This is a genomic window from Ruegeria sp. AM7, assembly GCF_056535965.1.
The window spans coordinates 314,505-335,820 of the sequence record NZ_JBQFJE010000003.1; the positions used below are offsets into that span (position 1 = coordinate 314,505).

The window sequence follows — 21,316 nt, forward strand, 5'->3', positions numbered from 1 at the left end:
CCTTCGCCAGTGAAGACTTGTTTTGTCGCGCCAACACAATTGAATGCGAAGCGTTGTGGTTTAGGTCTCCCTAGCGAACTTCTGAAGCGACGCTCGAACGTCAGGGGGTACGGCTGTAAAGCGAACCGTAAAGCATCCGTCCTGATCGTTTTGATCCAGTACTTTCGCAAACACCGTCAGGGGTTCGGTAGAGCCGTTTGCTTGCGTGATTTGAATTTGCAGATCCGTAAGGGGGCTGGGCGCCTCTGTCGTCGTAATACAGGCTTCCGACGGTGAGAGTTTAAAAAGCAGGCCCTCCTGAACTTCGCCAACGACTTGCTTGCCCACGACGGTCCTAAAGTGAACGGGTAGAGGTGGATTTATCTCGACCAATTCGACCGGTTGAGCGGACAGGCTGATTTCATAAGTTCCACCCACGCCAAAAAGTTCGTGCAGCACCAGCGGCTTGCCAGCACCCTTGGGTTCGACTGTGCGCTTGCTGCCAAGTTCCAGGGGCGCTCTTGACGACTTGAGTGTCTCATCTGCAATCAGAATTTGCCCACCGACAGTATAGCTTTCGATCCGCGCCGCCAGATTGGTCGTGCTACCGACAACACTGTATTTTGCGCGCTTGTCTGAGCCGATGTTTCCGACCACAACTTCACCTGTGTTCACCCCGATTCCCATCTCGATTTCAGGGAAACCATTCGCGGTGTTCCATTCGTTCACCCGCACCATCCGCTGCTGCATTTCCAAAGCACAGGCCAGGGCGCGTTCGGTGTCGTCGGGTCTTTGCAGGGGGGCGCCAAACACCACAAGGATTGCATCACCGATAAAGGCATCAATCGTGCCGTTGTATTTCTGAATGACGTTTGTCATCTCACTGAGGTAGCTGTTCAGCATAGCCACGATGTTTTCTGGCGGCAGTGTGTCGGACAGGGTCGAGAAACCCCGCAGGTCTGACATCAACACCGTGACCGTCGTCTTCTTACCGCTAAAGTCGATCCCGTCCGCAGATTTCAACAGTTGATCGACGACTTCGCTGGCCAGAAACTGGCCAAAGGTCTGTTCTAGGAACTTGGCGTGAACCTCAAGTTGTTCGGTGCGTTCGCGGACTTTGTCTTCGAGATGTTCAACGATCTCGGCATTGCGCATAGATACCGCAATCTGACCCGAAAGCAGTGAAAGCAAATGTGCGCGTTCAGGTTTAAACGCTGCACTGACCAGATTGTTTTCCAGAAATACAAGGCCGATCAGTTCGTTCTGGTGCAGGATCGGCTGACACAGAACCGAACGTGTTTCGTTTTCCTGGACATAGGCGTCCACCATGAACCGCTCATCGATCTGAGCGTCGTCCACGAGAACAACGTCATGCGTACGCGCCGTATAGTTGATCACGCTGGCCGGGACCAAACGTGCGCCTTCAGCCGAGTCGAGCCGAACGGGTTCCTGAACGCCAGTTCCGTCGGAAATGACGTTAACCTCGGTTTCGATCACCAGATCGTCCCCGCGCGCCAGTAATAGAACGCCGCGCTGCGCACCGGCGTTCTCGATCAAAATTCCAAGCAGCCGATCCAATAGGCGCCCTACAACCACTTCGGCTGAAATGGTTTGCGCGGCCTTAAGTAAGGTGTTCAGGTCAAGATCTTGCCCAAGCAAGTGATTGGTCGCGACTTGCGTACTCGCAGAAATGCTTTCTGTCACAGGCTGGCTGGTGGCGCGACGCTCGCGATGTTCGGCAAGCAGTTGCGGGAACTCCAGCTCAAGCTCTTCGACTTTGCGTTGAGCCCCCCAAAGGCGGTAGGCATGTCGTGCATCCCGCAGATACATCATCCCGATCCGGGCATTCGGTCGTGGGGTCATGATGTACCGCGCGGCCAGTTCGCAGGCCAACGCTTCGTCCTGAAGGAACCGACCTTTTTGAGCCGCCTCAATAGCCCCGTCAAACAGATCGAGGACTTCGACATCTTTGCCATCCAGACGTGCGACTTCAGCAGCGACCATTAGGCGTTTGGCTTCAAAGTTATCTGGGCCGGACTCAGCCCATTGGCCCAGCCTTTCAAGATTTGCATCAAGCTGGGCTCTGAGATCCGGGTCGGGGTCACCGTGCTGCAGAATGGCCGCAATGGACAGGGACTGATAAAGCAGGTGATCGGCAAGACAAGGATGGTTAATCACAAAGCTCAGAAGGGGCTCGACGAGTTTTGTCTCGAGCAGTGCGTCATGTGGGCGTCCAAAGACATACAGAGCCTGCGCTTTCAAAATCCGATAGAAACAGATGGCCATGGACATCTGGTTCTGCTCGCACGCTGACAGAAACGCGGCTTCGTCCAGGTCGTCAGTGGAGAAATCGGCACTGGATTGCGTGCGCCCGGCGAGGGTCGAAAGCCCCAGACGATAGGCGTTGATACCTGCGGCTGCCCCATGGTTCCGGGCTTTGTGCAGAGCGTCCAGTTGCGCGGGCATCGCATCCAGAACCTGGTCCAGCGGTTTGCCGGCAAAACTGTCTATCACGACCCGATACATGACCAGATAACCGGCCCACAAGATATCGCCCGAGTTCATTCCCTCGCGATAGCCTCGTTCGATCACCGGAATCGCATTGCGAACGTGTTGGACCCACGGGATCAACTCGACACCTGTGACCAGGCAAACGGTTGCAGTCGGCGCGCGCGCTCCGAACTTGTCACACAACCGCAGGGCCAATTCCCCAAAGGCCAGACCTTCGCGGTACTTGCCCATGAATGCACCGATGATCAGGCCAAAATTGGCAAAGAACAACGCGGATTCCGGTGCGTTGCCATGCTTGAGCGACAGTTGAACCGAGGTGCCGACGATCTGTGGGAAAAGTTCCTGCCTGTTCAGGAAGGCCGCAATGGTCAAATGCCGCAAACAACGTTGGGCCAGCGCGATTTCTGGGCTGTCCACGTCCGGGTTTCCGAAAAGATCTGCTGGGTTGCCCTCGCCCAGCATACCGGCTGCCTGACCGATAGCGTTTTGCCCAGCCTCTTCGAGGTTCTCGAGGCTCATCTGAACCCCGACAAGCTCCAGCGCTTTTATCCCCGCATTGATGGCTTCGTCGAACTCCATCAAAAGGGTGTGCTGGGCGATCCGTGTAAAGTAGATCTCGGCTTTCTCTAGGTCGGTGCGCGCATGTTCAAGGGTTGCGTTAACGATTTCGGTGCAACGTTCGAAATTACCAGTTAGATATTCCAGAGATGCTGACAGGTTTTGGGCCTCGAACATCAACTCGTAATTCTGGTTCCAGCCGTCCGACCCCAAAAGCTCTGAGGCGGTGTTCACGAAAGACAGCGCGGCACCGTAAGCGGCCGAGTCAAAGGCCTTGCGGGCGGCGATCAGGTCAAGATGGGCAAGATCAAGCTGTTCTGCTCGGTCCTCCATATCGTCCCGGCCGATATTCAACTGATCGACCACCTCGAAGATACGGTCGTTTATTTCATCTTCCGTAAGCCGGGCTCTCAGTTGGCGTCCGATTGCAAGGTGCACGCTGCTGTGGCCGTCCGTTTCGATTAGGCCATACGCCGCCTGTTGCACTCTGTCGTGCTGAAATGCGAAATCCCGCACGACAAGCGGCGACAGCGCGTTGTCCATTTCCGTCACCACAAGATCGGACAATGGCTGAATCATCTCTTCCCTAATTGCGGGCAACAGACATTCAAATGCTTGTTGAGGTTCGATCTTGAGGATCAGTGCCAGTGTTTCAATATCGAAACGGTTGCCAATACAGGCCGCAATTTGCAGGACGTTCTGCGTATCCTGTTGAAGGCGCCGCAGTTTTTCAAGCAACAGATCAACCACGTTGTCAGTTATTTTGGCAGCGCGGATCGCCTGGATGTCCCAAACCCATTTCGCGGGTTCACCGTTTGACTCGGATTGCTGGGTGATCAGTTTTTCATGGTGCAGATCCGTAAGGAACTGACGCACGAATAGAGGATTACCCTGCGTTTTTTGTACCACAAGTTGCGCTAGGTCGATCAGTCGTGATGCGTCGGCGTGTAGCGTATCTGCAATCAGGCTGGCGATATCCGACATACCCAATGGGGCAAGGGACAGGCTGGACAGACGTCCCCCGGCTTCTTTTACAGCATCCAGAGCACGGGTCATCGGATGCATCGCGTCCACTTCGTTGCTGCGGTACGCTCCGATCAGCAGAAGGCGCCCGATTTCTTCATCGGTCAAAATCACGGACAACAAACCAAGCGTTGCGCTGTCGGCCCATTGCAGGTCGTCCAGGAAAAGCACCACAACCCGGTCATGTGCACACAAAGCACGCAAGAACCGCCGAACTGTTTGATTGAAACGGTTCATCGACTCGGCGGCGTCCAGTTCCGGAGCTTCCGGCTGCGGGCCGATGATCAGTTCAAGTTCGGGTACAACGTCCAACAGAACCGAGGCGTTGGGCGCCAGGGCTTCGTTCAGTTCTTTGTGCCAGGTGGCGTGGCGTGTCTGGCTTTCGGTCAAGAGCTGCCGCACAAGGTCTTTCAGCGCGACTGTCAAACCCGAATATGGGTCGTTCTTCTTGAACTGTTCAAATTTGCCTTTGATGAAATACCCGCGTTCACGGGTGATCGGTTTGTGGACTTCGTTGACCAGCGCGGTTTTACCAACGCCTGAATACCCTGAAACCAGCATCATTTCAGCCGGCCCCTGCCGAACGCGTTCAAAGGCCTCTAGCAAGGTGCGCACTTCGCGGTCACGACCGTATAGCCGCTGGGGCACAGTGAAGCGTTCTGTCTGGTCCCGACGTCCCGGTTCAAACCGGTCCAGGTTCACGCCAAGGCGAACGGCTTCGAGATCGGCAATAATTCCTGCGGCGCTCTGGTATCGGTCTTCAGCCTTTTTGGCCATCATACGCCCGACAATCTTCGACAGGGGCAGCGATACATCTGGATTGCGGCGATGCGCCGGAACCGGTTCACGCGCTACGTGGCAATGCACCAGTTCCAGCTTGTCTTCGGCCTCAAACGGGGGCACGCCGGTCAGCATTTCGTAGAAAGTCGCACCCATGGAATAAAAGTCGGTGCGATGATCAAGGGTCCGGTTCATGCGTCCGGTCTGTTCCGGCGAGATATAGGGAAGCGTACCCTCCAGAACTTCGGGGCTTTTCAGAACAGGATGTTCGGTCGAAAACTGCGTCGCAATCCCAAAGTCGATCAGTTTGACTTCTCCCGTGCCGGGATTGATCAATACGTTCTGAGGCGAGATATCCTTGTGAATGACGTTGGCTTGGTGGATGCCCTCTATGGCGCGGGTGATCTGCAGGGCGGTCTCAAGGAATTCGTCATGTGACAGCGCCCGGCTGGAGAGCAGTTCACCGACTGATATGCCATCGAAGTCTTCCAGCACCATCATCAGCGATTTGTCGTGACGATTGAGTTGAAGGGCACGGATCACGCCCGGCAGGTTCAGGCTGTTGGTAATCTCAAACTCGCTGCGGTATCGCGCAAGTCGGCTGGCGCTGGGGAAGTCGTTCTTGAGGATCTTGATGACCACATGTTCCCCGTCCGAGTCCCGTGTTGCGCGAAACACAAAGGAGTTGGTGCCTTCATAGAGACGTTCGGACAATTGGAAGCCCGGGACGAAGGACATATTGATATTAGACATGTGTGCCGTTACCCGCCGACGTATTGTTTGCGTTATAGTAGCCTATACCATGGCCAACTTGTGCAAAATTTAGTTCCGAGAAGTTTCCGAACGGGATGAATTTAGTCAGCTTGGGCAAGATGTCCTGCTCCCAAATATCCTGTTTCGTGCAAGCGCCGATTTCCGTGCCCGGTAAGTCGCGTCCGACATCCAGAAAATCACTCATGGCACCGATATGCCCCCTCAGGTACGCGTGTTTCCCAGCGTACTCAAGACTGCGCGCAGCCAAATCCCAGAACGGGCTGTTCCAGCGTGAACCACGCACATAGTGCCAGGCGATAAACAACGAGTTGCGCAGGACATAAGCCCGCATTGTTCTGTTGGCATGATCAACGGCTTGGATATCTGTTGTGCTTTGGGGGTGATGGTCCGTCATCCAGCGCTGCGCAATACGGACCTGCATAATCGTTGCGCCAATCGCGGTGGCCTCAAGCGGTTCAACGAACGAGGCCGCGTTGCCGATGGTAAAGACGCGCCCATCAAACCACGTGCGCCGCATGAAATTCGGAAAACTGACCCGAACGCGAATCTCGGCCAATTCCGCACCTTCTTCTTTGAGGAAGCTGTCGAAATCCGCCAATACATCCTCATCGCTGCTTAGCGAGGGATTGAATACATATCCGCACGATGTCCATTCCCTGAGCGGTATCTGGAAGATCCACCCGTGTGGCCGGGCAACGATGCGGGACATGCTGGTGTCCGGGCTGGGCGGAAGGCGGCGCACCATCGCGCGGCCTGTCGGGATCCAATCCATTCGGATGATGTCAGGGTCTGCCGGTGCTTGATCCCACGCCCCCGAAGGAAAACCGCGCGCGTCCAGAACATAGTCGCACTGCAGATGGCTGCCATCCTCAAAACCAATGTTCACGCCGCCGGGCAAACTGTCCAACGAAACCACCCTCGCATCCATCTGGGTCGCGCGCACATGGTCTCGGATAATGCCAGTCACGCGACCGGCGTCAAAGTGGTATCCGAACAGGCGCGGTGGCTGGAAGCGGTTCACGAAATCCACGTCCCGTGATCCCCAACCTTCATAATAGGACCCCGATTTGACCGTCGCGCCGCACCGTTCCGCGATTTCATCCGGGCCGACGCCGGTGACTTCGTCTAGCCACAACGGGAAACGTGGTGTGGTTCCCTCACCAACGCCGATCGTCGGAATGCGGGAATCGTAGATATGCCAAAGCTGCGCCTTTGGGAAATAGCGGGTCATATGGGCCGCAGCGATGAATCCGGCGGTGCCTCCGCCCAATACAGCAACTTTCATGCTACGGCCTCGTTCAAAAGGGATTCGGGTGGGCGTAGCATATGCTGAAACTCCAGCAAAACTATGGCCAACGCTGGGTCAAATGGCGCGGCTTGAACAAGACTTTCGATCTGAGGTGTCAGGTTGGTATTTGCTTCAGGGTCTGTCCATATTCCGGTGGCAATGCGCCACGGCCATTCATTGTGCCGGGCCAATTGAGACTGGAAAGACCGCGCATTTGGTTCTGGCTGATCCAACCATCGCGAAAGCAGCTGGACCCCCCGCGCGGCCGCAGTCATTCCTAGCCCGGCATAGGGATCCAGCGCGCAAACACTATCGCCAAGAGCAAACAGGTTTTCGGGCCACGAGGGATAGTCCTCATACCGACGTCGACGGTTTGCTGTGCGCCCAAACAAATGCGGTGGCGCGACTGTTTCGGCGTGCTCCAATATGTTACTCAGGGTGGGGTCGGACAACCCAGCCGCCAGCTTCAGTACACCCGGCCCATCAGTGGGCAGAGGTTCATTTTCGGGCGTTTGCAATACCACGCCCCAAAGGTCGTTTTCAGCACGCACCATCATTCCCGCACGCCCGCTCGATTGGCGGGTAGGCGCCAGCGCAAGCCCTTGCCAGTCAGGGGCTTTATCCGCAGGTAGGCGAACCCAAAGTGAAATGTATTGCCGACCGGGCGCGATCTCGGTTCGGGTGATGTGATGCGTGTCTCCGAAGTGCTGGGCTAGCCACCGCGGCAGCCGCGAGGCCGCACCGCTGGCATCGATGACAAGGTCGGCATTGCCCAAGACCTGAACAACGCCCGTGGTCGTCTGAACCCGGACACCAGAGACGCGCGATGCGTCTGGCGTGAGCGTCAGGCCCAGTACGCGATCGCCTTGGCGGATGTGTATGTTTCCGGCGCGGCTCAGTAATCGGGTCAGCGCCGTTTCAATCAGGCACCGCGAAGCGCCGTACAGGGTTATGCCGGTTTCAACCCGCGGGAGCCATCCCGAAGATACCCGCATCGCGACATCCGCGCCCGCATCGTATGGTACTGCACCCAGCGCGATCAATTCCGCGCGCCAACCGGGCACCAGATCGTCAAACGCGCGGGCCCCGGCACCCATAAGCATGTGCAGGCAATGGCTTTGCGGCACGGCTGAGCGGGCCGCTGGGGCGCTGCTGTTTGGTTGGGCATATTCAGACCGTTCAAGCACCGTGACGCGCGTAAACCGGTCTTTCAGCATATGTGCGCACAGCAGCCCTGCAATACCGCCACCAATGACCAGCGCATGTGCGCCTTCCTTGGCTGGCATAAAGGGCTGAGAGGCTGCTGGCGTGATCATGCGTGTCAGAATGCGTCCTTGGGGACATCATAAGAGATGCGTTCGAACGTCTGCGACACGACAAACTGAAAGCCATCGGTTTTGCCTTCCTCATCCCGCGGGACAAAAGGCCCAATTATGCGCCGTTGATTGGGGTTCAGGAAATACTGGTTGTTGTAGTAGTCCCCGGTCGGAAAATTGAGGTGGAACAGATACGTCCCCGGTGAGCTTTCGACACCGTGGACCTTGACCGCGCCAGTAGTCGATTGGCACGATTTACCATCAACCTGCAGTTCAAATTCTCGCAGCACAAAAAGGTCTTCTAGGGCTTTTCCGTGTTCGTGTTCCTGGATCAGTTGGTCAAGGCTGCCAAGGTCTTCTTGCCGGTAGTGCATGACCTTCCCAGGCTCTTTCCAGTCGATGGTCAGGATGCTTGGGCCAGTGTACAGGTATTCACCCTTGTTATCGTAGACGATCGAATGACCGGTCCACATCCCGATCATAATGTCGAAAGGGCGGGCATAGTCAAAAGGGGTAGGGCTGATCATATCCGAAATCCTATTTGGTTGCGGTCAAAACTGTATCACATGCGGGTTCAGGTCATTCTCTTGCGCCCGCTCAGCAAGCCAACCCTGCTCTACGGGAACGTCATAAAGCCGTCCGGTGCCGAACCGGGCCCAGAAGTGGCGCAAGCCCGGTGCAACGACCCGCACAACCGGGAAATTCACGTCCGGTCGGGTCTGATCCAGTACCAGAACGTCGATGTTCTTTGCTTTCAAACGTGAGAGGCAGGTCTGGATATCCACAAGCACGTCGTCAGCTGCGAGGCTTTGCGAACTGTCCAGCGCAAGCATGGGCTGCGTTTCGTCGGGCACAAGGTAGCGCGCCTCATGCAGCCGTGTTGTGCGCCACCAATCTATTGCATCCGAACTGCCAAGATAGCTTTGCTGCATGGTTGTGCCACACGTTTTAGGAACGGCTTCAAGGGATTGGTTTATTTCCGTCAAAGCTCGCGACAGGGCAACCTCTGGGTCAAGGTGACAACCAAAGCCGTAGATGATGTCTTCTTCTTGTTTGTCTGTTCGGGCCGATATCGCTGCGAACGTTGGGATGCCGATATCGCTTGTAACGTCTACCACCGTGAGGGTTCGATGCAGTTGGGCATAGTGCGCAGACAGGTCACGACCGTAAGAGTCGCGCGCAGCGGCCAGGTCGACGCCTGGCCGGTTCAGCCGGTTGTACCACCAGATCGCGACAGCGTCGCGTTCGATCAGCTCCAATAGCCCCTGCAGAATGGCTTCTTCCAGTGTTCCGCCGGCGGCACAGCCGTTAGAGTCGGCGCGGCCGAAACTTGGGCCGGGTCCTCGATAGCCAAAATAACACATAGAGGTCGGCAGATGGCGTATTCGCGCTTCTCCCAATGACCAGAGCGGTGTCCATTCAATTTGCGCCTCAGGGTCGAAAGGTTCAGGCACCCAATAGGCCTTGTGCGTCTTGCGATTAAGCTCGGCCCGATCCGCAAACTGCTGGGCGCTATAGCCCTGACACGCGTTTGGCAGGATCGCTGTGGCTAGGTCCCGGTACCGGGCAAGATGCCGAGGTTCCGAGCCGTCAAACACACCGCAATACCGCTCGAGCGACTCGGCTATCGCACTGATGCGAGCTTGTTCCGGGCTACGTCCTTTCCCGCCAGACCGTCGCCGCAGACCCTCGCGCAGGAAGAACTTGCTGTCGTGCAGGTCCGAGAAGTTGTGATCGGCAGAATAAGTCGGTGTGATCCACTCGGGGCTGCCATCGGGCCCGCTGCGGATACCTGGTTCCAGCGCGCCGACAATCCCGGTGATCGGACTGACATGCCTGTCCAGAAGAGCCAGAATATCGGCAGGGCCGCGCGATCTGTGCCCGCCATCTGTTCCTTGCAGCTTGGGGCGTGGTTGCAAAGCCGGTGGATGAGGCACGGCCGTGTTTTGGGCAGGGTCGCCACATATCGGACATTGCGGTCGGCGGGTCAGAATATGAGTCTTTCGCGCCATCGACATATGATCGGTACTGATCACTCGGTCGGCCAATGTCGATGGGCCGCCTGTTCCGATCCAGCGTGCAACTTCTGTCGCGATTTCGGCGAGGGCCGCAAATTTTGACGCGGCAAGACTACCTTGCGGAGCCAGCCGAGCTTTGCCCAAGCCATTTAACCGACCAATGTGGGTATCGACCCTGCGATGCCACCGAAGGCGCTGCGTCAAACATTCAAGACATGCGGTTTCGCCCGGAACAAACGCCGGGCCCAGCCAACTTTCCATTCCGCCGGGGCTGACCAGTATCCACGGCCTCTGTTCTGCGACGGCCATTTTGTTCCACTCGGCCAAGTCCCGGTTTAGGTAATCGTCTGCAACAACGACACTCAGTTCGCCGCGATCCGCGACACAAAGCCCGTTCCTTTCAAGCAACATGCGCAGATCTTCGGCAGTTCCATCGTCGCAGATTACATCGACCGTCGCGTTTGCTAGACGTTCCGCCGCTTGCGACGGCAATGCCCCAGCGCATTCCCAGAAGGCTTGCTGCTCGCGGGGGATGGGGGCCGTATCTTCGGCTAGAAAGCCGCGCTGTTTCAGAATGTCCAACGCTGAGAATATGTCGGCACTGACATAGCGCCGGCACAGTTGGTCAAATATGTCGTCAACCAGAAAAGACCCGTCCAGCAATGGTGCCAGATCCGAGAAAATTGGGCTGGTCAGGCAAACATGGCCCTTGTGGCTGAAAAGGTACAAGCCCTCTTCCGGGACAACGATCGCCTCTAGGCTTGATTTAAACCGCGGTGCCGCAATGGCACTGGCATACATTGGGGCCCATGCCTTTAGCAGCACGCTGGTGGAGCGACTGCGGTGTTATGCTCATGCAAGTCATCGTCATGCACACCGTCTGGCCGGTCGCCGACGTTTACGATCTGAGTGAAGGTTTTGCCGATCTCTTCGCCATACGCCTTGACCGCTGAGGTCGGGTCCTGCTCTAGCAGCGTCCGGAACTCTGGGTCTTTCCAAGCCTTGGCGTGCATTTTGCCCCAGTCTTCATTTGTTGGTGCTGTCATGGAACATCCCTCCCTATTTTAGGTCGCCTTCTGCTAAACTGCATTAGGCCTTAGCGTTTTGTTAACCTTTTCACAGGCTAAGGAGTCGATCAAGGTGCGAGTTGGGTTTCTGTTGTCTTGTTCACAACCGGTTCATCTACACAACCGGTTCATCTACATGTCTAAATTCAAGTTTGGTTTCTGCTTAGAACTTCAAACTGACCTTCTGTCCCAGCTATCGGGCGAAGGCTGCATTTTTGCGCAATTACTTGAATGATAACGGCCATCTGCAAAAGTGACTGAGCGGCCGCGACGCAAACTCTTGGACCTGCCCCGAAAGGAATATAAGCTTTGGCTGAGTTGGGCTTTACGCGTCCCGCGGCAAAGCGGTCGGGTTGAAACTGGGATGGCTGAGCAAAGTAACGAGGATCCCGATGCAGCAACTCCGGGCTGATCCAAACCCCAAGACCTTCAGGCAGTTGATAGTCTTGCAGCGTAAAGCTTTTGGCGATTTCTCGGTAAAGAATAGGCGCAGGGGGCGACAGGCGCATCGACTCGCGAAGGATTGCCACCGTTTCGCTTGCGCTAAGGGTCGCAACGTTCAGGCGTTTCTCTTCATCAAAAGCCGTCGCCTCGGCATGCAGCCCTTCATGCAACTTGTGGCTGGCGACATCGCGCCAAAACTGGGTCAAGGCAAATGGAATCGTGAGATGCCCGGCAAACAGCATCTGGACAACCTCGCCAATAACATCTTGCCTAGACAGAATTTCAGGCGCGTTGCGCTGGGCCGCAACCAATGCCGACAGAATGTCACCGCGATCGATAAAGTCGTCAAACCGCGCATGGATAAGGGCAACTACATTGTCCATACGCGCCGGCGCACGAGGACGCGTCATTTGCAGTGCTCCGGTGGCATGTCTCAGGGTTGCGGTGAAATCCTCACCATAGGCTTCCTGCATGGTCACAAGTCCACTGCGCTCGTGGTCCGTACCAAAGCCCTGAACGTCGGCATCCAACACGCTGCGCGTTGCGAGGCGGCTGATCAGCAACCGAACCTCGTGGGGCAGGTCAATCTGTTCACCGCCTTTCCAACGCGCCGTGGTTTCATGTGCAAGCTCAGCCGCCAAAGCCAGCCGAGGTGCGCGCAGACTGCTGCGAAACAACGGCAGCAAAACCTGTCGTCGAGCCCGCCAAGTCTCGGGGTCATTCAGTGTTGTCAGGCCGTCGCCCCAATAGCCTGTATTCGAATCTCGCAAAAAGTCGGGCTTACGCAGGTCGGCCTCGTGAAATCGAAGCAACGCTCGTACCATATCGGCGTCGTGCACAAAGACGATCGGGCCAGCACCCAGGTCAAATTGCGACACGCTACCGAACGTGTCGAACAGGTATTCCAGAAACGTCAGCGGGCTGCGTTGGAAGAACTGTGCGTTCAGACGCGCGTGTTGAGCCCCAACCGGGCCGGGCGGCAAAGTCACGGCCATAGCCTGGCAGGAGGAATATGATGGAGCGACCGACTATCTGGGCCTATGGGCTGGCGCCTGATGTTCTGCTGGAAACGATAGCGGGGGAAACGAGGCTCAATAGTCCGATTGGGTCGATCAACCTGACAGACGATGCCCATGTGACGCTTGCCCAACAGCTTGCGCTGGGCTTTATGAGTGAAACAGACCTCATGAATTGCGTATCCGGAAACCCGGAGGCCGGGGATGTCTGTGCATCGTTTTTGTTTCGTCTGGATCAACGCGGGTTTCTCTGTCGGTTCGTTATGCAGGATGACAAGCCTATCGCGGTTTGTGTTCCGCAACGCTCCCCTGTCTCGGGCCTTCCGGATTTCACGCCCAAAAACAGTCTCAGGCTGTCTCGTGAAACACTGTTGTCTCCGCAAAAGCAAGGGTTGCAGGCGCGGGTACCAGGAAGCTGGGCTTCGATGCAACTTTTAGACGCCAAACTGTCGCCGCTGCTTTTCGAGCTCTCTGCCGGATCAGATTCCGCAAATGCAGCAAACAGTGTGCCCGAGATTGAGCCGGAAGTTTTCGAGGCTGTTATCCGCCTGTTTGCTTGGTGCGGTTTGCTGGAGTGCGACGAAAAACCCGCTGCGCCGGTTCACGAAACTCTATTTGTCGAGCGCACCCGCCTAGGCTTCACCCGCGCGCATATCGGCAAAACCGGAGCTGCGCAGCGCCCAACCCAAGCCCCAGGCAATGATCCGGAAATAGTCCTGCCGAAACATGATGTAGACGCCCTTGCCGCAGGTGATCCTCCGTTCGCGGAGGTGTCCCGCAATCGCCAGAGCCGCCGTGAACAAGGGCGCACACCAATAGCGAAGGACCAATTGAGCGAGTTGTTGTTCCGGTGTTTCCATCCGTTGGGTCAACACCATTCTTATCCGAGCGGAGGCGGCCTTTACGCGTTGACCGCGTATCTTTTGGTCAATCGTTGCGAAGGTCTAGAAGCCGGTCTGTACGTCTATGACAGTGCTGGGCATGGCCTTAACATGATCGCAGAAGTCAACGCCCTGTTGTGTAGCATGCTGAAGGACGCCGCCGCGTCGGCAAAAAGCTCTGAACATACGCAAGTTCTGCTACTGCTCTCTGCGGATATGACTGCCGTCCGAGCGGCCTATGGCGATTTGGCCTACGCGTTGGTTTTGAAAGAGGTTGGCGCGGTTTATCAGAGCATCCAACTTGCGGGCACGGCGATGAAACTGGCGACCTGTCCTCTGGGAACGGCAAACTCGGTTGCATTCGCGGCTGTTAGCAGCCGTGATCTACACAATATGCCTTTGGTTGGTGAAATGATGATTGGATCAATCGACTAAGCGACCGACGACCCCCGTAGAATTTGGCTGGCCACTTCTGCTTCAAACCACCTATCAGTTCCTTTAAGCCAGAATTGCAAAGTCTTGCATTTCAAGTCCGCTTTGGACTGCGAGCGGTCATTTTTCGTTTGGCACCTGACAGCAGCATTGTCTGCATATCTCCTGTGTAGGAGACATCTTTTCCGTTTAAGTGCAGCGGAGGCGCAGCGGACACAGTTTCATGCGCAGAACAGCAGAAGGCGCTGGTCGCGTAAAACCTTGATACATTGAGGGAAAGGATGGTGGGTGATGAGAGACTCGAACTCCCGACATCTTCGGTGTAAACGAAGCGCTCTACCAACTGAGCTAATCACCCGTGACGGTGCATTTAGCCAAGCCAGCGCCCGGGTGCAAGAGGGTCTGTAAGAAATTATTTGATCAAGCTGTCATCTCGTTCACTGCGGCAAGCAAATAGGCGACTTCTTGTTCGGTGTTATAGTGACAAAGCGATATGCGAATGCAGTCGTTCAGGCCCAGCGGGGTCAGAACGTTGCCGCTGTAGTGATCGGCTTTGCGGATGTGGGTTCGGATGCCCTGATCATTCAGGCGTGTAACAACATCGGCAGAGGGGATCTCCCGCACGACAATTGAAACCAACCCTTCGCGGGCAGGGTTGTTTGCGCCGCCAAGAATTGAAACATGCTCCATATCGCGCAGGCCCGGCAGATTGCCGGTGCCGTTGATCATTGCATCTGTCAGATGCGATTCGTAGGCGTGAATGGCACGGCCAGCAGCCTCGATCCGGGCGCGGCGGTCCGTGTGGTCCGAGACCCGGTCGCCCAGCCACCCGAAATAAGCCACCACGTCGGACATGGTCGCGTAAGCACCGGTGTCGCGGGTTCCGAATTCCCACCCTTCAGACGGGGCGTCGATCAATTGGTCGTGGGGAAGGGCGGTCAGCCGGTCCGATATCCATGCAACGCCATACCCGTGGCGCGAGAACACTTTGTAGGGTGAGATTGCATAACCATCGACATTGTAGCTGTTGATATCCAACTGCCCGTGAGCCGCGTGCTGAATACCGTCCACAATGATGAAACACTCGGGCGAGACCTCACGAATGGCCCGCGCGATGGCTGCCACATCCATCCCCATACCTGTGACCGGCGAGGCGTGAACGATTGTGGCGACACAGACGTCCGGAGTCATTGCAGCCCGGAATGCCTCGGCGGTGACGAGACCTGTATCGTTGTCGTGCTGGACGTTGACATAGTCCAGCCCAGCAATGTCAGCCCAGCGGCGGGCGGCGCTGCGACTGGCGGGATGTTCGATGGAACTGCCGATGACCTTGCCGCCTTTGGGCGCGTTCACGCAAGCGGTGCGGATCATACGAAACAGAAGTTCGGTCCCACTTTCTCCAACAAAAAACTGACCCGTCGGCGCATTCATGAACAAAGCTAAGTCAGCCTTGGCGGTGTTGATGATGTCGACAAGCGCATGGCTGGCGACGTTGTCGCGCCCCTGATTGTCAGGGATAGCGGCGAACTTGGCCGACGTCTCGACCACGGAATTCAACGTCAGGGCCCCACCTGCGTTTTCAAAGAAAATCCGGGGCCCTTGAAAGGGACAGCTTTCGACATGGGCAAAACGCGCGCGTACGGCGTCAATCAAACCTGGGATAGTGTGCAACATGTCGGCTTTCCTGTTCCTGACTCGCGCGCAGCATCCCCGTGACATGTATCAGGATCAAGATCGTTTGCGACATTGTCGCTGAGTCTGTTGACGAAAATGGCTTGGGGCAAGGATTTTCCAGCAATCTCTGCCCTTTGGGTGAACCTGCGGCGCATCGGCGCTTGCACGCCCCCCGGTGCCTCAGATATCCCCAAGAGGACCTTAACCCCGAGGGGCGGGAATGAGATGATCCTGTCACGTCTGCTTCGTGTACTTCTTGCGGCCATCACTCTGGCTATGTTTACACTGGCTCCGCTGCGCGCGGGGGCAGACGGCGTACTGGTCTTTGCAGCAGCCAGTCTGAAGAATGCTCTGGACGAGATCGCTCCGGCGTTCGAGGCACAGACAGGACAAGAGATCACGGTTTCCTATGCGGCTTCCTCGGTTCTGGCGCGTCAGATTCAGCTGGGCGCACCGGCGGATGTGTTCATTTCGGCGAATGTCGAATGGATGGATGTCCTGCAGGGCAAGGGCCTGATCGAAGCAAATAAGCGGGTCGATCTGCTGGGCAATGGACTGGTTCTCATTGGCGGTACCTCGGCCCCCGACATGCACGAGGTGACCCCCGAAACCGATTTGGCGGGGGCTTTGGCCGGTGGGCATCTGGCCATGGCATTGGTCGATGCTGTACCCGCTGGGATCTATGGCAAGGCGGCGCTGCGCAGTCTGGGCCTTTGGGATAGTGTTCAGGGGCAAGTGGCGCAAACCGACAATGTGCGTGCAGCGCTTGCTTTGGTTGCGGCAGGAGCAGCGCCCTTGGGCATTGTGTACCGATCGGACACCGTGGTCGAAGACCGCGTTCGCGTACTCGCTGAGTTTTCGCCTGATTTGCACCCCGCGATCATTTACCCGGCTGGTGTGACCACCTCTGCCCGGCCAGAGGCACTTGCGTTTCTAGAGCATCTGCAGTCGCCCGAAGCGCAAGACATCTTTGAAAGGCAGGGCTTTTCCCTGCCGGAGCAATAAGCGATGGGATGGTTGGGTCCGGAAGAGCTTGAGGCCCTGAGGCTGTCATTGCGCGTATCCTTTTGGGCCACGCTGGTGACATTGCCCTTTGGGGTTTTCACCGCCTATGCATTGGCCCGCTGGCGGTTTCCGGGGCGACAGGTCTTGAACGGGCTCGTGCACTTACCGTTGATCCTGCCGCCGGTTGTCACGGGCTACCTCCTCTTGCTGACCTTTGGCATTCAGGGGCCGTTGGGTCGCGCCCTGTCCGAAGTCGGAATTGTGTTCGCATTCCGTTGGACCGGTGCAGCGCTGGCGGCGGGGATCATGGCATTCCCTTTAATGGTGCGCGCCATCCGTTTGTCGATCGAAGCGGTGGACCCCAAGCTAGAGCAGGCTGGGGCTACATTGGGGGCTTCGCGCATTATGGTGTTTGCGACCGTCACTCTGCCGATGATCCTGCCGGGCGTTATCGCCGGGGCTATTCTGGCCTTTGCCAAGGCGATGGGCGAATTCGGCGCCACCATTACCTTCGTGTCCAATATCCCCGGGCAGACCCAAACGCTGCCGTCAGCGGTCTACGCCTTTCTTCAGGTTCCCGGCGGTGAAGCGGCCGCAACGCGGCTGGTTGTTATATCGGTCGTTATCGCTCTAAGCGCGCTTTTGCTGTCAGAGTTCATAGCCCGCCGTGTCGCAGCAAGAGTGGCCGGGTCATGAGCCTTTCTGTCCGATTGCAGCATGATCTGCCCAACATCAAACTCGATCTCAATTTTGACGCACCGTCCGGCGTGACTGTTCTGTTCGGACGCTCGGGCTCGGGTAAGACGACGGTTGTCAATGCCGTCGCTGGATTGCTCAAACCGACTTCGGGCCGTGTCGCAGTTGATGGATGGGAGCTGTTCGACACCGAGAAACATCTGTGGCTTCCGCCGCATAAGCGGCGTTTGGGCTATGTCTTTCAAGAGGGACGCCTGTTCCCCCACCTGACGGTGCGCCAAAACCTGTCATACGGTCGTTGGTTCGCACCCAAGGGCGCGCCGCGCGAGAACCCCGACAAGGTGATTGAAATGTTGGGGATCGGCCATCTGCTGGACCGCCGTCCTGCTGGCCTTTCAGGGGGCGAGAAACAGCGCGTAGCCATTGGCCGGGCGTTGCTGGCCAGCCCACGCCTGATTTTGGCCGACGAGCCGCTGGCGGCGCTGGACGATGCGCGCAAGGCCGAGATCCTGCCCTATTTCGAACGCCTCAGGGATGAGGTGTCGGTGCCCATTCTGTACGTCACCCACTCTGCCGCCGAAGTGGCGCGTCTGGCGACGTCGGTTGTGGCGTTGCAAGACGGAAAGGCTGTGCGCCACGGTCCGGCCTCAGAAGTTCTGGCCGACCCATCGGTTGCGCCTGCGGGTATTCGCGCGGTCGGGGCGGTGCTTCAAGTGCGGGTAGCCAAGCACCATTCCGATGGTCTGACCGAGTTGAACGCGGGCGGGACAAGCCTGTTCCTGCCGCGTATTCCGCATCAGATTGGCGATGACCTTCGAATCCGTATCCCCGCCCAAGAGGTCATCTTGTCCAACAAACGGCCCGAGGGTTTGTCGGCGCTGAATATGCTGGAAGGCACGGTTGACACCATTCGCGCGGGCGAAGGTCCGGGGGCGATCGTTTCAGTGAAAACTCCGGCGGGATCTGTTCTTGCTCGCATCACTCGCCGTTCGGTCGACGCGCTGGGCCTGCAACCGGGCCAGCTTTGCTATGCGGTAATCAAGACGGTTGCCCTGGCACCACAGAATGTGGGCGGGCGTGTGCTGAGCGAATAGCACGTTGTGGTGCAGGAACTTTACTAGGCTGTGATGTTGTCTATGCTTTGTTCTGTGGTGTTTAGTGTGAAAGGGTAAGGGATTATGCGGTTTCGGAAAATGCCTGCCATTGCGGCGATTGTATTGTTGCCAGGGGTCGCTCAGGCGATCGGTTTCGGAGTGAATCTTAACCCTGCGGTCCGGGTTGACGTGGCGGACAAAGGCAATGGCATCTACGAGGTATCAACCCGAGGGACCTCAGCGCCGGTCGCGTATTGGTGCGGTATTGGGGATTATGCGATCCGAACACTCAGAACCAAGGCGACCCAGCGGATTTACATCACGCGTGCCTATGAAAAACAAACCCGGACGGTTCAGTTTTCACTGACCGCACCAGAAGGGGTCGATACCACTCCGGGATACTCGGTCACGGTCAAACGTGTGGGCGAGAACCTGTCGGCGGGGTCCGCGCAGACCTATTGCTATGACAATTTCCTCGATTTCGGATTCTGAGGGCCTGGACGCTCTGCTGGGATTCATCACGACTGAATGACGCTTTTGTGTTTTGCCAGCGCTTCGCGGTTCAACAACGCTGCATAGTCAAGGTATGCGGCCAATGAGGGCTGTTGTGACTTGCGCAGAGGTAATCGACCGTGAAACTCTTTAAATGTATGCCTTTAGCTTTGGCGCTGCTTCTCTGTGCGGAAGCTCAGGCGGATCAGCCGGGTATTGGTATATTCCCCACCTTTCAAGTTCACGTGACGCCATTACAAACAGGCAATTTTGAAGTGAACGTAGTCGGGTCATCAGTTGCGTTGGCGTATTGGTGCGGGATTGGGGACTATGCGATCAGGACACTGGGAACTGAGTCGACCCGGCGCATCTATCTTTCAAAACCATATGAGCCGGGTATTCGAACCGTAGAGTTTTCCCTGGACCCGCAAGTTGAGTCCGACACGACATCCAAACATTCGATCACCGTGAAGTATGTGGGCGAAAATTACTCGGCATCCAAGGCTGAAAGCTATTGTTACGACGCTGTTCTGGATATCAGGATGAAGAAGTAATCACACCCATTTCGCCAGTGGAGGCAGGCTCATCAAAACGGCATCTGGGTCGTGGCCGGTTTCCAGTCCGAACTTGGTGCCTCGGTCGTAGACAAGGTTGTACTCGGCATACAGACCACGATGCACCAGTTGAGTGTTTTTGTCTGCATCGTCAAACGCCTGCACCCGGCGCTTTTCGACCAAGGGCAGGAAAGCGGGCAAAAAGGCGCGGCCGATATCCTGCGTCAGTGCGAAATCGGCACTCCAGTCGCCGGTACAGTAGTCATCCATGAAGATGCCGCCCACACCGCGCGCGCGTTTGCGGTGCGGGATGTAGAAATACTCATCCGCCCAGTCTTTGAGGCGCGGGTAATGCGCAGGCCCATGCGGGTCCAGATGCGCCTTTTGCGTGGCGTGGAAATGTGTGGTGTCGTCGTCATATTCGATACACGGGTTCAGGTCAGACCCGCCGCCGAACCACCAGGCGTGGGGCGTCCAGAACATGCGGGTGTTCATATGAACGGCGGGCACATGTGGGTTCTGCATATGGGCTACCAGCGATATCCCCGAGGCCCAGAAGCGCGGGTCTTCGGTCATGCCCGGAATGCCTTTGCGCGCAGCCATAGCCTGCTGTGCCCGCTCGCCCAGCGTGCCGTAAACGGTCGATATATTGACGCCCACTTTCTCAAACACGCGCCCGCCGCGCATCACCGACATCAAACCGCCGCCTGCGTCTGATCCGTCGTCTGAATGGCGGGTGGTTTCCTTCACTTCGAAGCGGCCGGGGGTGGCGTCGGAAAACGGCCCAGTGTCGTGGCTGTCTTCCAGGGCTTCGAACGCAGTTACGATCTGGTCGCGCAGGGTGCGGAACCACGCGGAGGCGGTAGATTTTTCGGTGTCAAACATGGGGTCAGTGCGCCGGTGCTGCGACGGGGTCCAGCAGGGTGCGGCCTCCGTCAATGGTCAGGATTTGCCCGGTGATGAAACCTGCCGCGTCCGAGGCCAGAAACTGCGCCGTCTCGGTCAGTTCGGTCGGGGCGGCGATGCGGGCCAACGGGGTGTGCTTTTCGATATCGTCTCGGAAATCGCGGTTTTCCTTGAGCGTGGACTGCAACGAGGCGCTCATGACCGAACCCAGCGCGATCGAGTTCACGCGGATGCGGTGCGGGGCGAAAGCCACGGCCAGTGACCGCGTCATCTGATCCAGCGCAGCGGTCGAGACGGAATAGGCCATCAGATCCGGATGTGTTCGACGTGCGGCTATCGAAGACAGGTTGATGATCGATCCGGCAGGGCCGTCTCCTTCTCCGGATTGTTTGATCATGCGTTTGGCGACAGCCTGGCTGAGGCGCAGGGCTGGCATCAAATTCTGATTCAGCAGGGTTTTGACCGAGTCGTCATCTGTATCCAACGGATCGGACGGGATAACCTGCCGCGACCCGTTGATCAGGATATCCACCTGATCAAAGGCGTCTATCGTGGCGGAAAGCAGGTTTGCGATGGTCAGCTTTTCCCGTAAATCGCCCGCGAAAAAGCGGATATTGCTGTCGTCGGCCTGCTCGCCCAACTCGTCGGTCAGCCGCTTTTCATCCATGTCGGCAAACATCACATTGGCACCCGCATCCGCGAAATGCCGCCCAATGGCTAGCCCGACGCCATTGGCGCCACCGGTGACGATGGCGGTCTTGCCTGCTATGGAAAAGGACATGCGTTTTCTCCCTGAGTTGCGCGCAGA

16 protein-coding genes and 1 tRNA gene are annotated in these 21,316 nt (G+C 57.1%); 6 read left to right on the forward strand and 11 right to left on the reverse strand.

What is annotated here, in order from left to right:
• Nucleotides 1–60 precede the first annotated feature (60 nt).
• The 7 genes from ACR3EG_RS05260 to ACR3EG_RS05290 form a co-directional block, all read right to left on the reverse strand.
• Nucleotides 61–5,604, reverse strand: coding sequence for an AAA family ATPase (locus ACR3EG_RS05260; RefSeq protein ID WP_480483482.1), 5,544 nt, complete (start codon nucleotides 5,602–5,604; stop codon nucleotides 61–63).
• On the reverse strand, nucleotides 5,597–6,910 hold the full coding sequence (locus tag ACR3EG_RS05265) for a tryptophan 7-halogenase (protein WP_480483484.1): 1,314 nt from the start codon (nucleotides 6,908–6,910) through the stop codon (nucleotides 5,597–5,599). The genes ACR3EG_RS05260 and ACR3EG_RS05265 overlap by 8 nt, the downstream gene beginning before the upstream one ends.
• Nucleotides 6,907–8,229: an FAD-dependent oxidoreductase gene (locus ACR3EG_RS05270; RefSeq protein ID WP_480483486.1), complete on the reverse strand. Its 1,323-nt coding sequence runs from the start codon at nucleotides 8,227–8,229 to the stop codon at nucleotides 6,907–6,909. The genes ACR3EG_RS05265 and ACR3EG_RS05270 overlap by 4 nt, the downstream gene beginning before the upstream one ends.
• 5 nt (nucleotides 8,230–8,234) lie before the next feature.
• Nucleotides 8,235–8,756: a hypothetical protein gene (locus ACR3EG_RS05275; RefSeq protein ID WP_480483488.1), complete on the reverse strand. Its 522-nt coding sequence runs from the start codon at nucleotides 8,754–8,756 to the stop codon at nucleotides 8,235–8,237.
• A 24-nt stretch (nucleotides 8,757–8,780) separates the two neighbouring features.
• On the reverse strand, nucleotides 8,781–11,072 hold the full coding sequence (locus ACR3EG_RS05280) for a TOMM precursor leader peptide-binding protein (protein WP_480483490.1): 2,292 nt from the start codon (nucleotides 11,070–11,072) through the stop codon (nucleotides 8,781–8,783).
• Nucleotides 11,063–11,293, reverse strand: a complete 231-nt coding sequence (locus ACR3EG_RS05285; protein ID WP_170754847.1) for a hypothetical protein — start codon at nucleotides 11,291–11,293, stop codon at nucleotides 11,063–11,065. Before ACR3EG_RS05285 ends, ACR3EG_RS05280 begins: the two co-directional genes overlap by 10 nt.
• Before the next feature lie 167 nt (nucleotides 11,294–11,460).
• The gene (locus ACR3EG_RS05290) at nucleotides 11,461–12,747 is read right to left on the reverse strand and encodes a cytochrome P450 (RefSeq protein WP_480483492.1); all 1,287 of its coding nucleotides are present in this window, start codon (nucleotides 12,745–12,747) and stop codon (nucleotides 11,461–11,463) included.
• 26 nt (nucleotides 12,748–12,773) lie between these two features.
• Between ACR3EG_RS05290 and ACR3EG_RS05295 the strand changes: the two genes are divergently transcribed.
• Nucleotides 12,774–14,090, forward strand: a complete 1,317-nt coding sequence (locus ACR3EG_RS05295) for a SagB family peptide dehydrogenase (protein ID WP_480483494.1) — start codon at nucleotides 12,774–12,776, stop codon at nucleotides 14,088–14,090.
• Between the two features lie 279 nt (nucleotides 14,091–14,369).
• On the opposite strand, the gene ACR3EG_RS05300 is transcribed toward ACR3EG_RS05295, so the two are convergent.
• Nucleotides 14,370–14,445 (reverse strand) — tRNA-Val (locus ACR3EG_RS05300).
• Nucleotides 14,446–14,507: 62 nt separating this feature from the next.
• A complete protein-coding gene (locus ACR3EG_RS05305; RefSeq protein WP_480483496.1) occupies nucleotides 14,508–15,761 on the reverse strand; it encodes an aminotransferase class V-fold PLP-dependent enzyme in 1,254 nt (417 codons plus the stop codon).
• 225 nt (nucleotides 15,762–15,986) lie between these two features.
• On the opposite strand from ACR3EG_RS05305, the gene modA reads away from it, so the two are divergent.
• The 5 genes from modA (at nucleotide 15,987) to ACR3EG_RS05330 (ending at nucleotide 19,602) form a co-directional block, all read left to right on the forward strand.
• On the forward strand, nucleotides 15,987–16,766 hold the full coding sequence (modA, locus tag ACR3EG_RS05310; RefSeq protein WP_480483498.1) for a molybdate ABC transporter substrate-binding protein: 780 nt from the start codon (nucleotides 15,987–15,989) through the stop codon (nucleotides 16,764–16,766).
• Between the two features lie 3 nt (nucleotides 16,767–16,769).
• Nucleotides 16,770–17,462, forward strand: coding sequence for a molybdate ABC transporter permease subunit (gene modB / locus ACR3EG_RS05315; RefSeq protein ID WP_480483500.1), 693 nt, complete (start codon nucleotides 16,770–16,772; stop codon nucleotides 17,460–17,462).
• The gene (gene modC / locus ACR3EG_RS05320) at nucleotides 17,459–18,556 is read left to right on the forward strand and encodes a molybdenum ABC transporter ATP-binding protein (protein WP_209198332.1); all 1,098 of its coding nucleotides are present in this window, start codon (nucleotides 17,459–17,461) and stop codon (nucleotides 18,554–18,556) included. Before modB ends, modC begins: the two co-directional genes overlap by 4 nt.
• Before the next feature lie 84 nt (nucleotides 18,557–18,640).
• Nucleotides 18,641–19,048, forward strand: a complete 408-nt coding sequence (locus tag ACR3EG_RS05325; RefSeq protein ID WP_480483502.1) for a hypothetical protein — start codon at nucleotides 18,641–18,643, stop codon at nucleotides 19,046–19,048.
• Nucleotides 19,049–19,188: 140 nt separating this feature from the next.
• The gene (locus ACR3EG_RS05330; RefSeq protein WP_480483504.1) at nucleotides 19,189–19,602 is read left to right on the forward strand and encodes a hypothetical protein; all 414 of its coding nucleotides are present in this window, start codon (nucleotides 19,189–19,191) and stop codon (nucleotides 19,600–19,602) included.
• Here ACR3EG_RS05330 and hemF read toward each other — a convergent pair whose 3' ends face one another.
• Both hemF and ACR3EG_RS05340 read right to left on the reverse strand, forming a co-directional pair.
• Nucleotides 19,603–20,487, reverse strand: coding sequence for an oxygen-dependent coproporphyrinogen oxidase (gene hemF / locus ACR3EG_RS05335; protein ID WP_480483506.1), 885 nt, complete (start codon nucleotides 20,485–20,487; stop codon nucleotides 19,603–19,605).
• A 4-nt stretch (nucleotides 20,488–20,491) separates the two neighbouring features.
• A complete protein-coding gene (locus tag ACR3EG_RS05340; RefSeq protein WP_170356805.1) occupies nucleotides 20,492–21,289 on the reverse strand; it encodes an SDR family NAD(P)-dependent oxidoreductase in 798 nt (265 codons plus the stop codon).
• Between the last annotated feature and the right edge of the window lie 27 nt (nucleotides 21,290–21,316).